General features: G+C 35.0%; 11 protein-coding genes. 5 read left to right on the top strand and 6 right to left on the bottom strand.

The window, feature by feature from the left end; all coding sequences use genetic code 11:
* The first annotated feature begins 52 nt into the window (after window positions 1–52).
* Window positions 53–865: a purine-nucleoside phosphorylase gene (locus tag C3L50_RS04170; protein WP_103804887.1), complete on the top strand. Its 813-nt coding sequence runs from the start codon at window positions 53–55 to the stop codon at window positions 863–865.
* Window positions 866–869: 4 nt separating this feature from the next.
* On the opposite strand, the gene C3L50_RS04165 is transcribed toward C3L50_RS04170, so the two are convergent.
* From C3L50_RS04165 to lipA, 3 genes are all read right to left on the bottom strand, one after another.
* A complete protein-coding gene (locus tag C3L50_RS04165; protein ID WP_103804886.1) occupies window positions 870–3,044 on the bottom strand; it encodes a tetratricopeptide repeat-containing hybrid sensor histidine kinase/response regulator in 2,175 nt (724 codons plus the stop codon).
* A gap of 50 nt (window positions 3,045–3,094) precedes the next feature.
* On the bottom strand, window positions 3,095–4,087 hold the full coding sequence (gap, locus tag C3L50_RS04160; RefSeq protein ID WP_103804885.1) for a type I glyceraldehyde-3-phosphate dehydrogenase: 993 nt from the start codon (window positions 4,085–4,087) through the stop codon (window positions 3,095–3,097).
* A gap of 68 nt (window positions 4,088–4,155) precedes the next feature.
* A complete protein-coding gene (gene lipA / locus C3L50_RS04155) occupies window positions 4,156–5,025 on the bottom strand; it encodes a lipoyl synthase (protein ID WP_103804884.1) in 870 nt (289 codons plus the stop codon).
* Between the two features lie 206 nt (window positions 5,026–5,231).
* Between lipA and C3L50_RS04150 the strand changes: the two genes are divergently transcribed.
* Window positions 5,232–5,786, top strand: a complete 555-nt coding sequence (locus tag C3L50_RS04150) for a DUF4494 domain-containing protein (RefSeq protein ID WP_103804883.1) — start codon at window positions 5,232–5,234, stop codon at window positions 5,784–5,786.
* Window positions 5,787–5,904: 118 nt separating this feature from the next.
* On the opposite strand, the gene C3L50_RS04145 is transcribed toward C3L50_RS04150, so the two are convergent.
* On the bottom strand, window positions 5,905–6,846 hold the full coding sequence (locus C3L50_RS04145; protein WP_103804882.1) for a LamG domain-containing protein: 942 nt from the start codon (window positions 6,844–6,846) through the stop codon (window positions 5,905–5,907).
* 132 nt (window positions 6,847–6,978) lie between these two features.
* Window positions 6,979–7,278, bottom strand: coding sequence for a DUF1905 domain-containing protein (locus C3L50_RS04140; RefSeq protein WP_207764303.1), 300 nt, complete (start codon window positions 7,276–7,278; stop codon window positions 6,979–6,981).
* A 249-nt stretch (window positions 7,279–7,527) separates the two neighbouring features.
* Here C3L50_RS04140 and galA point away from each other — a divergent pair, with 249 nt between their 5' ends.
* Window positions 7,528–10,401 (top strand): beta-galactosidase GalA, encoded by a 2,874-nt coding sequence (gene galA / locus C3L50_RS04135; RefSeq protein ID WP_103804881.1) that lies wholly within the window; start codon window positions 7,528–7,530, stop codon window positions 10,399–10,401.
* Window positions 10,402–10,414: 13 nt separating this feature from the next.
* Window positions 10,415–11,653: a glycoside hydrolase family 27 protein gene (locus C3L50_RS04130; protein WP_103804880.1), complete on the top strand. Its 1,239-nt coding sequence runs from the start codon at window positions 10,415–10,417 to the stop codon at window positions 11,651–11,653.
* 110 nt (window positions 11,654–11,763) lie between these two features.
* On the opposite strand, the gene C3L50_RS04125 is transcribed toward C3L50_RS04130, so the two are convergent.
* The gene (locus C3L50_RS04125) at window positions 11,764–12,147 is read right to left on the bottom strand and encodes a PH domain-containing protein (protein WP_103804879.1); all 384 of its coding nucleotides are present in this window, start codon (window positions 12,145–12,147) and stop codon (window positions 11,764–11,766) included.
* Between the two features lie 259 nt (window positions 12,148–12,406).
* Between C3L50_RS04125 and C3L50_RS04120 the strand changes: the two genes are divergently transcribed.
* Window positions 12,407–15,070 carry an MGH1-like glycoside hydrolase domain-containing protein gene (locus C3L50_RS04120; protein ID WP_207764302.1) on the top strand — a complete coding sequence of 888 codons (2,664 nt, stop codon included), beginning with the start codon at window positions 12,407–12,409 and terminating at the stop codon, window positions 15,068–15,070.
* Window positions 15,071–15,101 lie beyond the last annotated feature (31 nt).

The raw sequence follows: 15,101 nt of genomic DNA, 5'->3' as shown, positions 1-15,101 counted from the left end.
AATTTATTTTTACATTTGACTGATTAAGTTTTGAAATTAAAGAATCTAAATTATGTGGGAACAAGTACAAGAAACGGTTAGTTTTATAAAAGAAAAAACCAATTTCAATCCAGAATATGGTGTGATTTTGGGTTCAGGATTGGGGAGTTTTACAGATGATATTGCAATAGAATTTACTTTGCCTTATGGCGAAATTCCAAATTTTCCAGTTTCGACAGTTCATGGACACAAAGGAGCTTTGGTTTTTGGAACTATTGGCAACAAAAAAGTGGTTGCTATGCAAGGTCGTTTTCATTTTTATGAAGGCTATTCGATGAAAGAAGTTACTTTTCCGGTTCGTGTAATGAAATATTTAGGAGTCGAAAAATTAATTGTTTCTAATGCTTCGGGAGGTGTAAATCCTAATTACGAAGTGGGGTCTATTGTAATTTTAAAAGATCAAATCAATATGATGCCGGAACATCCTTTGCGTGGTAAAAATGACGAACGATTTGGCCCTCGTTTTTTAAATATGAGTGAACCTTTTTCTATTAATATGATTGCTGTGGCTAAAGCATTAGCTAAAAATCTTAATATTACAGTTCACGATGGAATCTATCTTGGACTTCAAGGGCCAACATTTGAAACGCTTGCCGAATATAAAATGGTCAAAATTCTTGGAGCAGATTGTGTGGGAATGTCCACTGTTCCTGAGATAATTGTCGCTCGTCATATGGATATGGAGTGTTTTGGACTATCTGTAATTACTGATATGGGCAATGAGGAAAATATAGAAACTGTTTCGCACGATGAGGTTCTTGAAGCGGCTAAAAAAGCCGAACCTAACGTGAGAAGTTTGATTAAAGAATTGATTTTAAATTATTAGAAGCTTAAATATATTTTGCAATAGCAATATAGAAATCTTCAGGTACAAAGGGTTTTGTAATGACATCATTCATTCCGTAGGACAAAAGCATTTCTCTGTTTTCATTCAACGAAATTGCTGTGAGTGCTATTACAGGAGTTTTGGTGTCAAATTTTCTTATTTCTTGGGTGGCAATTGTTCCATTTATTCCAGGAAGATGAACGTCCATTAAAATTAAATCATATTGGTTTGTTTTGCAGGCTTCTATCGCTTCTTCTCCATTGTCAATTATCTCACATTCAATGCCTTTGTTGTTCAGCATTTTTTTGGTAATCATTTGATTAATTTTATTGTCTTCGACTACCAATATTTTTTTGTTTACAAAGGCTATAGTGTCAATTGTAGTTTCTTTTTTGTCAGTATCTTGAACCCTTTTAGAAATTTTGAATGGTAATTCGAAACTAAATGTGGAGCCTTCATTTACTTTACTTTCAAGATTTATTTTTCCACCTAATAATCGAACTAGTTTCCTTACAATAGTTAGTCCCAGACCTGTTCCTCCGTATTTTCGGTTAATATCTATTGATCCTTGCGAAAAACTGTCGAACACACTTTCGAATTTATCTTCAGGAATTCCAATACCATTGTCTTTCACTTCAAAGTAAACAAATGCTTTTTTATCCCGAACAGAAACTAATTTTGTGGTCACAGTTACCTCTCCATCATGAGTAAATTTTAAGGCATTATTAATCAAATTCATTAAAATCTGAGATAATTTTGTGGGGTCACCAATTAAATAATTGGGGATTTCACAATCGATATTGAAATTAAAGCTATTGTCGTTTTCGACAGCTAACTCTTTCAATGAGCTTTGTATATTTTCAACTAATTGTTTAAGGTTAAAATTGATATGCTCGATTTGTATTTTACTCGAGTCAATTTTGTTGATTTCTAAAATATCATTGATAAATTTAGTTAGATAATTCCCTGAATACTGCAAAGATTCTAAATATTGCATTTGAGATTTCTTAGGATTCTCTTCTAATAAAAGGTGAGTAATACCGTTAATGGCATTCAAAGGTGTTCTAAGTTCGTGACTTACAGTAGATAAGAATTCAGATCTGGCATTGGATGCTTTTTCTACTTTTTCTTTAGCAATAATGAGTTCTTTATTTTTCTCTTCTAATAATTTATTAGATTGAGTTCTAATGATATTGTTTTTGTATAATGACAAACTCAATAATGACAAAATCGATATTAATGCAATAGCAAGAATACTAATCAGTTTGGAAAACTTAGATGCCTTTTCTTGCTGTTTGGCTTCTTCATTTATTTGTTTTATTTCTTTTAAACGTTCCGATTCCTTGAAGTTTTCATAATCATCCACTCCAAGTTTTTCATTGTCTATAATTGATATACTTTCTTTTAAATTGGTGTGCTGTTTCAAATAAGAGTAAGCACTATTTCGATCCAGCATTTTTTCATAAACCGTACTTAAGGCAAGTAAAATAGCTGATTTTTGTTCTAGATTTTTGCTTTTAGAATTTAATGCCAAAGCTTTATTGAAATAAGTCAATGCCAAATTATTTCTATTTTGAGCCATTTCTATAGTTCCAATTTGATAAAGAGCCTCAGATTTGCTATCTAAAATAGATGGACTATCAGGTTTGACCATTATTTGATTAAAAAGTGTAGAAGCCAAATCATATTTCTTATCTGATTTGTAAATGATACCTCGCTGAAGGTTAATTAAATCAGCATGATCAATAATTTCTAGGGTATTGTATAGTGATTCGGCTTGGTCAAAATTATATTTGGCATTGGTATAACTTCTTTTTTGCATAAAGCACATTCCTAAGTAATAATAGGATGTTGCTTGCAAAGAATTTGGGGTAATTGTTTTAGATAATGAAAGACAATTGTTGAAATATTTTAACGCATCATCATATTTTTTGACATCATAATACAATTTTCCTAAGCTGAAATTCTCATTTATTAAGGCATCAGTGTTGTGGTTAATTTTAGAATACTGAATTGCTTTTTGGGTGTAATGAAGTGCATCCTTATATTTATTTGCTTTTACATTTACATCACGCAAATTGTTGTAATAGGCAATGCTATCGATCTTTTCAACCGGTTTTTTCTTTTGAGAAAATGAAAAGATACTAACGAATAAGAAAAAAAATAGAATTGATTTCATCCGACATTTGAGATTTCCTTATGAAGTGGGTAAAGGTATTGAATTATTTTTTAAGTAGTTAAAATAATTAAATCAATAATTCTGGAAGAATATCCAATTTCGTTGTCATACCAACCCACTACTTTCACCATTTTATCAATAACCGATGTTAATTGAGCATCAAACAAGCAAGAATTTCTGTTGCCAATAATATCCACCGAAACAATAGGGTCTTCGGTATAAGCCAAAATACCTTTCAAATTCGTTTCAGAAGCAAGTTTGAAAGCGGCATTGATTTCCTCGATGCTTACGGCACGTTTTACGTTGAATGTAATATCAGTCAACGAGCCATCTGGAACGGGAACACGAATACCGCAACCCCCAATTTTACCTTCAAATTCTGGAAAAATTTTTGTCAAAGCCTTGGCAGCACCAGTAGTTGTTGGAACAATAGATTGACTTGCACCACGAGCTCGACGTAAATCTTTGTGCGGTTGATCATGCAAACTTTGGTCAGTTGTATAAGAATGAATGGTGGTAATGTAAGCTTGTTCTATTCCGCAAAGTTCGTTGATGATTTTCATCATTGGAGCGGCGTTGTTGGTCGTACAGCTAGCATTTGAAATGATTGTTTCAGTTCCGTCCAAAATATGTTCGTTGACACCCAAAACCACTGTTTTAATAGTATCGACCTCTGAAGGGGCAGAAAGAATAACTTTTTGGGCTCCAGCCAAAATATGAGCGTTAATTTCGTCGAAAGTTTTATATTTTCCAGTCGATTCTACAACAACATCAATGTTGGCAGATTTCCAATCGAGCTTAGAAATGCTTTTCTCGTGGAAAAAAAGATAATGTTTTCCTCCCACGATAATTCCTTTTTCATCAGAAGAAACAATCGATGGCAAAACCCCGTGAATGCTGTCATATTTGATTAAATGCGCCATTGTTTTTTTGTCGGCAATGTCATTAATGGCAACAACTTCTAGGGTAGGATGGTTCAAAAGCAAGCGAAATAAATTTCGCCCAATTCTTCCAAAACCATTTATAGCAATTCTTGTTTTCAATTTTTTTAGCTTAATTGTTTTAACTGGTTAATCGTTTAACCGTTGAAACGATTAATCAGTTAACTTTTTTATAATATATGTTTCTGAGCTTTATACGAAGAACGCACCAATGGGCCACTTTCTACGTGACGGAATCCTAATTCTAATCCGAAAGCTTCGTATTTAGCAAATTGTTCTGGAGTTATGAATTCTTTTACGGGCAAATGTTTTTTGCTGGGTTGTAAGTATTGGCCAATGGTTACAATGTCAACTTTGGCTGCATATAATTCGCGCATGGTTTCAAAAACTTCTTCTTCGGTTTCGCCAAGACCTAACATGATTCCTGATTTGGTTCTGCGAATTCCTTTTTCTTTCAAGTATTTCAATACTTCCAAGCTTCGGTCGTATTTGGCTTGAATGCGTACCTCGCGAGTCAATCTTCTAACAGTTTCCATATTATGCGAAACTACTTCTGGATTGGCTTCAACAATTCTATCAATATTTCTTTCGATGCCTTGAAAATCAGGAATTAAAGTTTCAAGAGTGGTGTTGGGGTTCATCCTGCGAATAGCTTTTACGGTTTCTATCCAAATAATAGAACCGCCATCTTTCAAATCGTCTCTATCTACGCTTGTAATCACGGCATGTTTGATGTTCATTATTTTTATAGAACGCGCTACTTTTTCAGGTTCATCCCAATCTACGGTTTCTGGTCTTCCGGTTTTTACGCCACAAAATCCACAAGAACGGGTACAAATATTTCCTAAAATCATAAAAGTGGCCGTTCCTTCGCCCCAACATTCGCCCATATTCGGGCAACTTCCTGAGGTACAAATGGTGTTGAGTTTGTAATTCTCAACTAATCCACGAAGTTCTGTATATTTTTGACCGATTGGGAGTTTTACTCTCAACCATTTTGGCTTTCCTACGGGTAATGTATTCTCTAAAACAGTTTCCATATTTATTTTTTGAAAGTGCAAAGATAAGGAAAGGAATTTTAGATTTTGGATTTTAGATTTTAGATTTCATAGGAATTAATATAAGATTGTCAGTTTTCTGTTTTTTAATTTAATGCCCCAATTCCATAAACTTTTATATCTAAAATCCGAACTCTAAATTAAAAAATCTTTCTGCTATCTTTGGCGTCCTTAAAAAAAAATAAATTATGAGCGCAATGTGGTATGAATGCAAAGTAAAATATAGAAAAGTTGACGAAATTGGAACCCAAAAAGTCACAACCGAACCCTATTTGGTTGATGCTTTATCCTATACCGAAGCCGAATCCAGAATCAACGAAGAAATGAAAGCTTATATTAGTGAAGAATTTAAAATCACGAATATAAAAGTGGCCAATTATGCCGAAATTCATCCTTTCGAAAATGCCGATCGTTGGTTTAAATCCAAAGTTTCATTAATGGCCTATGACGAAGAAAGTGGCAAAGAACGGAAAACCAATATGTATGTTTTAGTACAAGCCAACGATGTCAAAGAAGCTTACGACAACACCATCGAAGTAATGAAAGGAACAATGGGAGACTATACTATTCCAGCCATTTCTGAATCGCCAATTGTGGACGTTTTTCCTTATTTTAGTGGTGATGAAGACGAATTAGAACAACTAGAAAAATTCAACGCACTCAAAGCTTCGAAACCTGAAAAAGCTACCGAAATAGAAGACCACATGGAATTTGTAGATGAAGAAGAGGAAGTTGTTTCCTAACAAATTTCATTAAAAAGAGTATCCACAAATTCGCAAATTATAAATTACTATTGAGTTTATAATTTGCGAATTTGCGGTTTTGTAATTTTCAAAGTCTTTTAGGATTCTAACTTTACAATTAAGGATTAATAATGAGTTTGTGAACAGATTTTTTGTTCCCAGAATGAATTACTACTAAATACATTCCTGCTTTCAAATAATCACGATTAATTTCTAATTCATAATGTCCTGCATTTTTATAACCATCAAAAAGAGAAATCGCTTCTTTTCCTTGGATGGTAAAGAGTTTAATGGAAACGTTGGATGATTCTTCTAATTGGTATTTCAAAAAGGTAGAAGTAACCATGGGATTGGTTGAAATTTGACTTGTCAACTGGTTTTTTTCTAGGTTTTGGAGTCCCAGAAAATCCGTTGTTTTCATAAAATTGGAGGGATTAAGCACTTCGTGAGTAACTTTTACAGAATGTATCGCTCCTTTGAACCAAGCCACTTGATTCATTCGAACGCCCAATGAAGTTTGCCCAGAATTTACTACTTGATAACTAACCACACCTACCAATTCTTGTATGCCATTTACAAAACTTGTCATTACGCCATTTTTATAAGTCAAAGCTATATGAACCCAATTATTCATGCTGTGAACTAAGGAATAATCCAATAAAGTTTGGTTTGAAGTCCCAGATTTAATAAAAGTATCCAGACTCCAATTCAAATTATTATTGTTACGCAACTCTGCCAATATTCTATTATTGTCGTCTTGTTGAAAATGGAGATAGCGTTGTTCAACTGCTCCACCTGAATACGGTTTTAGAATCATTTCAATAGTAAATTCAGTGGCTCCGTTCATCGGATTATCATTTACAAGAAGGCCATCTTTGATTCCGTCAAATTCAACCGCAGTACCCAATTCTGTTTGAATGACCTTGGGACTTCCGCTTACAGTAACAGATTTGCCGCCAATTTGAGTAAGATTGTCCACACGCCAAAAAACTGTTTTTATCTGAGCGCTCGAAATGTAGAATGTGAGGAGCATTATAATTAGCGAAACTGATTTTTTCATTTACTATTTTTCTTTATTACACCTCAAATCACAACTTCTAAACATTGTATTGGTGTGGTTTATTGTTGATTAGGATGTGAATATAGTAAATTTAGTTTTTATATTGAAAATTTAGTTTTATCCAATAATAGGTTAAAGCCAAATAGTAACATCTATTTCTTTTTCCGCTGAAATATTTTCTTTTTTTCTTATTTCAGCTTTTAATGGCAATAAGTATGTGTTAATTTTTGTATCAAACCAAATGGCTGTTTTCCATTCACTTTTGCCAATTTTTGCTACCGCTTTTAAACGTCCCCAACCTTCTTCTTGAAATTTTAAAATACTTCTTATTTCTTTTGACATTTCTTTTGGAAGAGCAACAAAATACCAACCGCTTGGCGAAGAATGTTGCCAAGATTTTTCTGAAAACTCATATTTTATTTTGCCGTTCAATTAAGATTCTGTTTTAGTTATTAGTTTTTGAATTAGTAAAAACAAATTTACGGTTTCAATTGGAGGTATTTTGCAAATGCTACAAAGTAGCTTTTGTTGTAGTGCAATATATAAATAATTTTATCCAAGTTTTATAAATACCCAAAAACAACTTTATGTAAAGTTTAGATTGAATTTTGACAATAAAGTATCATTGTTTTCTGTCCTAATTCTGTATTATTGTATGTTGCATCAATTAATTATTTGTAAATGAAAAATACTCTTAAAGCACCATTTCTACTACTTATTTTCTTTAGTTTTTGCCTTTCTGCTTTTTCGCAATCAGGTTCAAAGGAGCAAAATAGAGAACATGTTTCCCTCGACAAAGATTGGAGATTTGCTTTTGGTCATCCCTCCGATACAAAGAAAGATTTTAATACCGGAATTGCTTATTTCTCGTATTTGGCCAAAGCAGGTTTTGGTGATGGCGCTGCCAATGCCAATTTTGATGATCGCTCGTGGCGAAAATTAGACCTGCCACACGATTGGGCAGTCGAACAAGGTTTTAGCAAAGACGCCAGTTTTAGTCACGGTTTCAAAGCCATTGGACGCAATTTTCCAGACAAAAGTATTGGTTGGTATCGCAAGAAAATTACCATTCCACAAAGCGATTTGGGACGCCGAATTCATCTTGCTTTTGATGGTGTTTTTCGTAATTCAATTGTTTGGATAAACGGTCATTATTTGGGCAATCAAGATAGCGGTTATTTGGGCTTCGAATACGATATTACTGATTATATCAATTATGGTGGCGAAAATACAATCGCCGTTCGAGTGGATGCCACGATGGAAGAAGGCTGGTTTTATGAAGGTGCCGGAATCTATCGCCACGTTTGGCTCAATAAAAGCAATGAACTTCATATTCCTCAAAACGGCACTTTTGTAAAAACCAAAACAAAAGACAATACAACTACGGTAAATGCTTTGGTTACGGTTGCAAATGATGGAAAAGCTTCAAAATCATTCCAAATTATTCAAACAATTACGGATGCAACGGGTAAAAATGTCTCTGAAAAAACAATCAATTCCTGTTCTTTAAATCCAAGAGAAAACAAAGACTTTACCTGCGATTTGACGGTTGAAAACGCCACACTTTGGTCAATCGAAAATCCATATTTGTACCAAATGACAACCTCGATTTTTGAAGATGAAAAATTGGTTGACACTTTTGAAACTACTTTCGGAATTCGAACCATTAGGTTTGATGCCAACGAAGGCTTTTTTCTGAACGAAAAGCACGTTAAAATAAAAGGGACAAACAATCATCAGGATCACGCAGGAGTAGGAGCAGCGATGCCCGATGCTTTGCAAGATTTTAGAATCAAAACCTTAAAATCGTTTGGTAGCAATGCCTACCGTTGTTCGCACAATCCGCCAACTCCCGAATTATTAGAAGCTTGCGACCGTTTGGGAATGCTAGTTATTGACGAAAATAGGTTGATGGGAAGTACTCAAAACCAACTTAATGATGTGAAAAAATTGATCGAACGCGATAGAAATCACCCATCCATCATTAGTTGGAGTGTTGGAAACGAAGAATGGGGAATTGAAAATGACATTGTGGGAGCCAGAATTGCCAGTTCGATGCAATCGTATGTGAAATCTATTGATGCTTCAAGACCTGCAACAGCCGCTTTTAGCGGCGGAATTGGGAGTAACGGAATCACAACGGTAATGGATTTGTTGGGTATTAATTATATTGTGAATAAAAGCACCGACAAGCAACATCAATTATTTCCGAATCAATGTCTTTGGGGGACAGAAGAAGGAAGTACCAATGCCACTCGTGGCGAATATTATCGAGACAACCAAAAACGCATTATGCCAGCTTATGACAAAGCGCCAAGTGCTAGTTTTATTAGCATAGAAAACGGTTGGAGACATTACAATTCCCGTCCATATTTAGCAGGAATGTTCGTTTGGACAGGGTTTGATTATCGGGGTGAACCAACGCCATTCGACTTTCCGTCGGTGGGTTCTTATTTTGGAATGGTCGATCAATGTGGGTTTTACAAAGACACCGCTTGGTATTTGAAATCGTGGTGGCAAAACGAACCCGTTTTACACCTTTTACCGCATTGGAATTGGACTGGCAAAGAAAATCAAAGTATCGAAGTTTGGGCCTACAGCAATTGTGACGAAGTGGAATTGTTTTTAAACAGAAAGAGTTTGGGCAAAAAAACAATGCAAAAAGACAGCCATCTCGAATGGAATGTCAATTATACGCCCGGAACACTAGAAGCTATTGGATATAAAAACGGCAAAAAGAGCATTAGCGAGATCGTAAAAACTACTGGAACAGCTGCAATTCTGAATTTAGAATCCAATAAAAATAGTTTGGAAGCATGGAAAAATGATATTGCAATGATTACGGTTAGTACCAAAGATAAAGCGGGACTTCAAGTTCCAATTGCCGATAACGAAGTTAGTTTTACTATTTCTGGTCCAGCCAAAATTATTGGCGTTGGCAACGGAAATCCAACCTCGCTGGAAGCTGATAAATATTTGGAAACTATAACTGTTTTGAATATCGAAAATTTGAAAGAAAAAATGGTTGCCGATTTTAATGTTTCAGACGAAACCAAGGAAAATGTAGCAACCGATTCTTGGCAAAAAGCCTTTACAGATGATAGAAATGCAGCTTTTGGCGAAAAAGTAAAAAACATCGTTTATAGAACCGAGTTCGAATTGCCTGCAAATTACACCGAATCAACAATTAATTTCTTTTATAATAGTCTTGGAAAACAGCAATCTATTTTTATTAATGGCAAAAAAATAGCAGATGCCATTCCCGAAAACAAGCATGGCGACACATTTCTATTAGATAAAACGATGTTGCATTCAGGCAAAAACACCCTTGCAATTGTTGCCACACCATTATTGAAAGTAAACAGTTGGGATGTGGTTAATCAAAATCCGGGAACGATTCAATTGATTACCAAAGCGGATAATTACAAACGAAAATTATTCAATGGTTTGGCTCAAGTCATTATTCAAACTACTGGCGAAGTAGGAGAAGTGAAACTTTCGGCTACAGCCAATGGATTAAAATCAACAGAAATAATCATTAAAACAGTACAATAAAAAACATTTAAAAATGAAAAAAATAACACTGCCTTTTATTCTTTTGTTTGTAGCATTTTCGGGCTTTAGCCAAGGAAATAAAGTAACTCAAGCCGCTGGAAAATTTGACGGTTTGGCAATGACACCACCAATGGGTTGGAACTCTTGGAACACTTTTGAAACCAACATCGACGAAAAATTAGTTAAAGAAACCGCCGATATTATGGTGGCTTCAGGAATGGCTGCTGCAGGATACAATTATATTGTTTTAGATGATGGTTGGATGACAAAAGAGCGTGATGCCAACGGAAATTTAGTTCCAGATCCCATAAAATTTCCCAACGGAATGAAAGCTTTAGTTGAATATGTACATTCCAAAGGATTGAAATTTGGCTTGTACAATTGTGCCGGTACTCAAACTTGTGCGGGCTATCCTGGAACTCGTGGATTTGAATACCAAGACGCTCGTTTTTATGCCAGCTTAGATATTGATTATCTCAAATATGATTGGTGTAATACGGCAGGAATCACAGCTCCAGAAGCTTATAAAACAATGAGTAATGCACTGAAAACTGCTGGGCGACCTATTGTTTTTAGCTTGTGCGAATGGGGTGATAATCAACCTTGGGAATGGGCAAAACCAATGGGGAATCTTTGGAGAATTTCGGGCGATATTTATCCTTGTTTTGATTGCGAATTTCACCACGAAGAAGGCAATTGGTCGTCTTGGGGATTTATGAAAATTGCCGAAATGCGCAAAGACATCCGTAAATATTCGGGTCCAGATCATTGGAACGATTTTGATATGATGGAAGTGGGTGACGGAATGACCAATACCGAGGATAAAACCCATTTTAGTATGTGGTGTATGCTTGCTTCGCCACTTATTGCAGGAAATGATTTTAGAAAAATGAGTCCTGAAACATTGGCTATTTTAACCAATGAAAATCTGATTGCCGTAAACCAAGACAAACTAGGAATTCAAGGCTTCAAATTAACGGTTGAAGATGGAGTAGAAGTATGGGTAAAACCCTTGTCCGATGGAGCTTGGGCAATCACGTTTTTGAATAGAACAGAATTGCCTAAAAAAGTCAATTTCGATTGGAAGAAAAACCCAATCAAGGATGCCGATTTTGGTTTTGAAGCCGATTTCAATAAAACTATTTTCAAAATCAAAGACCTTTGGAAAAACAAAGACGCAGGAACAACCAAAAAGAATTTAACTGCCGATATTGCTTCTCACGATGTCATTACGTTGAAATTAATTCCATAATCAAAGAAATGAAAAAGTATCGAAAAGCCAAATTCTTAAAGGCTTCTCGATACTTTTTTGTTCAAAATCCCGCTCCAAATGACTTAAAATGATTGGAAAGCAAGTGTTTTTTATGAATTTAAAACATGCGTAGCCAAAACCATATGAACGTCATATACATTGACCGATTTGTTAAATTGTTTTACAATACTTGGATGAGTTTCGCTCGAAACCCAAATTTTTAGTTCGGCTTCCAAATCAAAAGTACCTGCTGTTTCAACGCTAAATCTTGAGATACTCTTGTAAGTAATGGATTTGTATTCAATTTTGCTAGCAGTTAACCCCTGTTTTTCTACCAAAATCAAACGTTTATTGGTAAAAATAAACACATCGCGAATGAGTTTGAAACCCAATTCAATTTCTTCACTTTCGATTAATAATTTGCCATAATCTTTTACTAAACTTTCCTGACTTACTGCTCCTGCATTGCCTATTAAGGCCGAAAAAAATCCCATAATTTTGTTGTTATAAGTTAAATATTCTAAACTGCTCCTGCAAAATTACCATAAAAAAAGGTTTAGGGCCTCAAGAAATACTACTTTTTGAAAAAAGAATAGAGCAAAACTTTGACTTTCTAGCAATTCTACAAATACAATAATAAAACAATTTATAAATAGTTTTTCAGTAATTAAATCAATTGATTTTTACCAATTCTATAGGTGTTTTTAGACTCGTTTTATATAAATTGCGATTCAGAATCAAAACAGAATGAGTATGTCAGAAAGAGGGGTTGAAACCAACGCAGAAAAAGAACGTTTAAAACTAAGAACCGATAATAAAGGTTGGAAAAAATGGGGACCTTATTTAACCGATCGTCAATGGGGAACTGTTAGAGAAGATTATTCTCAAAGTGGTTATGCCTGGGGAAGTACCACTCACGATATGGCACGTTCTAAAGCTTATCGTTGGGGTGAAGAAGGTATTGGAGGTATTTCAGATAATAAGCAACACATTTGTTTTGCCTTTTCATTTTGGAATCACAAAGACCGTATTCTAAAAGAACGCTTTTTTGGATTGACGCCAGCTGAATCCAATCATGGAGAGGATGTAAAAGAAATTTATTATTATCAAGATTCCACGCCAACGCATTCCTATCAAAAGATGCTTTATAAGTATCCGCAGAAACCTTTTCCGTACCAAAAATTAATCGAAGAAAGCAAAAAAAGGTCTCGTCTAGAAACCGAATATGAATTAATTGATACTGGAATTTTTGACAATAATGAATATTTTGATATTACTATCGAATATGCCAAAGCCGATGAACAGGATATTTTAATAAAAGTAACAGTAGAAAATAGGTCAAAAGAAGCAGCTCCAATCACGGTTTTGCCTACCATTTGGTTTAGAAATACTTGGAGTTGGGGATACGAAAATTACAAACACAAACCTCTTTTAAAAGGAATTGGAAAATCATTAATTGAAGTATATCACCACACAGTTGGTAGTTTTAACTTGTTTGCCGAAGAGGCTAAAGACCTATTATTTTGTGATAATAAAACCAATTACGAGAAATTATATGGATCGCCAGCCCAATCAGCTTATACTAAAGATGGTATAAATGATTATATAATTAATAAAAAAAGCGATAGAGTAAATCCAGAAGCTGTCGGAACCAAAGCATCTGTACTTTATGATGATATCATTCCAGGAAATGGAAAAAAAGAATACCGACTTCGTTTCACAAATGGCAATCCTATTGATGTTTTTGAAGATTTTGATGCAATTTTTCAAAAAAGAATTGACGAAGCTGACGAATTTTATGCTCCTATTCAAAAAGGAGTGAAAGACGAAAAATTAAAATCGATTCAGCGTCAGGCTTATGCTGGAATGCTTTGGACCAAACAATGGTATTATTACAATGTTTTTGAATGGCTAAAAGGAGATCCATCTAAACCAAAACCAGAAAATGGACGAAACGAAGGAAGAAATAGTACTTGGAAACATCTCTATACATCCAATATTCTATCGATGCCCGACAAATGGGAGTATCCTTGGTTTGCTGCTTGGGATTTGGCATTTCATACTTTGCCTTTGGCAAGATTGGATCCTGATTTTGCCAAAAGACAATTATCAGTTATTCTGCGGGAATATTATATGCATCCTAACGGGCAAATTCCAGCTTATGAATGGTCGTTTTCTGATGTGAATCCGCCTGTTCATGCGTGGGCAACTTGGAAAGTGTATGAAATTGACAAAGAAACCAATGGGGGAGTTGGCGATACGGTATTTTTGGAACGTATTTTTCACAAATTGCTACTCAATTTTACTTGGTGGGTGAATTTGAAAGACGAAAATGGAAATAACATTTTTGGAGGTGGATTCCTCGGAATGGATAATATTGGAGTTTTTGATCGTTCAGCCGACTTGCCTACAGGAGGTCATTTAGAACAAGCCGATGGAACAGGTTGGATGGCAATGTATTGCTTGAATATGTTGCGTATTGCTTGCGAAATATCATTAAAAAACCCTGTTTATCAGGATATGGCTTCCAAATTCTTTGAACATTTTCTGCATATTTCTGGAGCGATGCAAGAATTGGGAGACAATCATCTAAGTCTTTGGGACGAAGAAGATCAGTTTTATTACGATATGCTCCATAAGAGTAACGGTGATGCCGAGTTGTTAAAAATTCGTTCTATGGTGGGTTTAATTCCACTTTTTGCTGTCGAAGTATTAACACCCGAATTGCTCGATAAATTGCCTTTATTCAAACGTCGTGTGGAATGGGTTTTAAAAAACCGCCCAGACTTGGCTAGTTTAGTATCAAGTTGGTACACCCCGGGTGAAGGCGAAACACGATTATTATCGACTCTAAGAGGACATCGAATGAAAATGATTTTAAAACGTATGTTTGATGAAGAAGAATTTTTATCTGATTTTGGTGTTCGTTCTTTGTCCAAATACCACAAAGAGAATCCTTATAAATTCAAACATGATGGTGGAATTATCCAAGTAGATTACACCCCAGCAGAAGCCACAGGCGATATGTTTGGTGGAAATTCCAATTGGAGAGGTCCCATTTGGTTTCCAATGAATTACTTAATTTTAGACTCATTAGAAAAATTCCACAGCTATTATGGCGATGATTTCAAAGTGAGTTATCCTACAGGATCAGGAAATGAAACGACTCTAAAAGAAGCTGCCGAAGGAGTTGCTCAAAGATTATTGGCGCTCTTTATCCCAGATTCTAAAAAAAATATTCCAATGTATGGCGAATACGAGAAATTCCAAAAAGATCCAGAATTCAATAAAAACAACTTGTTTTTTGAATATTTTGATGGGGATACAGGAAAAGGCTTGGGAGCCAATCATCAAACAGGATGGACTGGACTTATCGCTGAAATTATAAGACATTTGCACGGGGAGAAAAAAGTATAACACCTGTGTTTTAATGAAAAGGCTCTTTTAA

It is taken from the genome of Flavobacterium alvei (assembly GCF_002920895.1).
GTDB classification, from domain to species: domain Bacteria; phylum Bacteroidota; class Bacteroidia; order Flavobacteriales; family Flavobacteriaceae; genus Flavobacterium; species Flavobacterium alvei.
This window is presented reverse-complemented; position numbering and strand designations above follow the sequence as displayed.

Bases quoted from the DNA above. Each gene is read 5' to 3' on its own strand.
- C3L50_RS04125 (WP_103804879.1), bottom strand. From the start codon at position 12,147: ATGGGATTTTTTTCGGCCTTAATAGGCAATGCAGGAGCAGTAAGTCAG.
- C3L50_RS04165 (WP_103804886.1), bottom strand. From the start codon at position 3,044: ATGAAATCAATTCTATTTTTTTTCTTATTCGTTAGTATCTTTTCATTT.
- C3L50_RS04130 (WP_103804880.1), top strand. From the start codon at position 10,415: ATGAAAAAAATAACACTGCCTTTTATTCTTTTGTTTGTAGCATTTTCG.
- C3L50_RS04145 (WP_103804882.1), bottom strand. From the start codon at position 6,846: ATGAAAAAATCAGTTTCGCTAATTATAATGCTCCTCACATTCTACATT.
- lipA (WP_103804884.1), bottom strand. From the start codon at position 5,025: ATGGAAACTGTTTTAGAGAATACATTACCCGTAGGAAAGCCAAAATGG.
- C3L50_RS04120 (WP_207764302.1), top strand. From the start codon at position 12,407: ATGTCAGAAAGAGGGGTTGAAACCAACGCAGAAAAAGAACGTTTAAAA.
- galA (WP_103804881.1), top strand. From the start codon at position 7,528: ATGAAAAATACTCTTAAAGCACCATTTCTACTACTTATTTTCTTTAGT.
- C3L50_RS04170 (WP_103804887.1), top strand. From the start codon at position 53: ATGTGGGAACAAGTACAAGAAACGGTTAGTTTTATAAAAGAAAAAACC.
- C3L50_RS04150 (WP_103804883.1), top strand. From the start codon at position 5,232: ATGAGCGCAATGTGGTATGAATGCAAAGTAAAATATAGAAAAGTTGAC.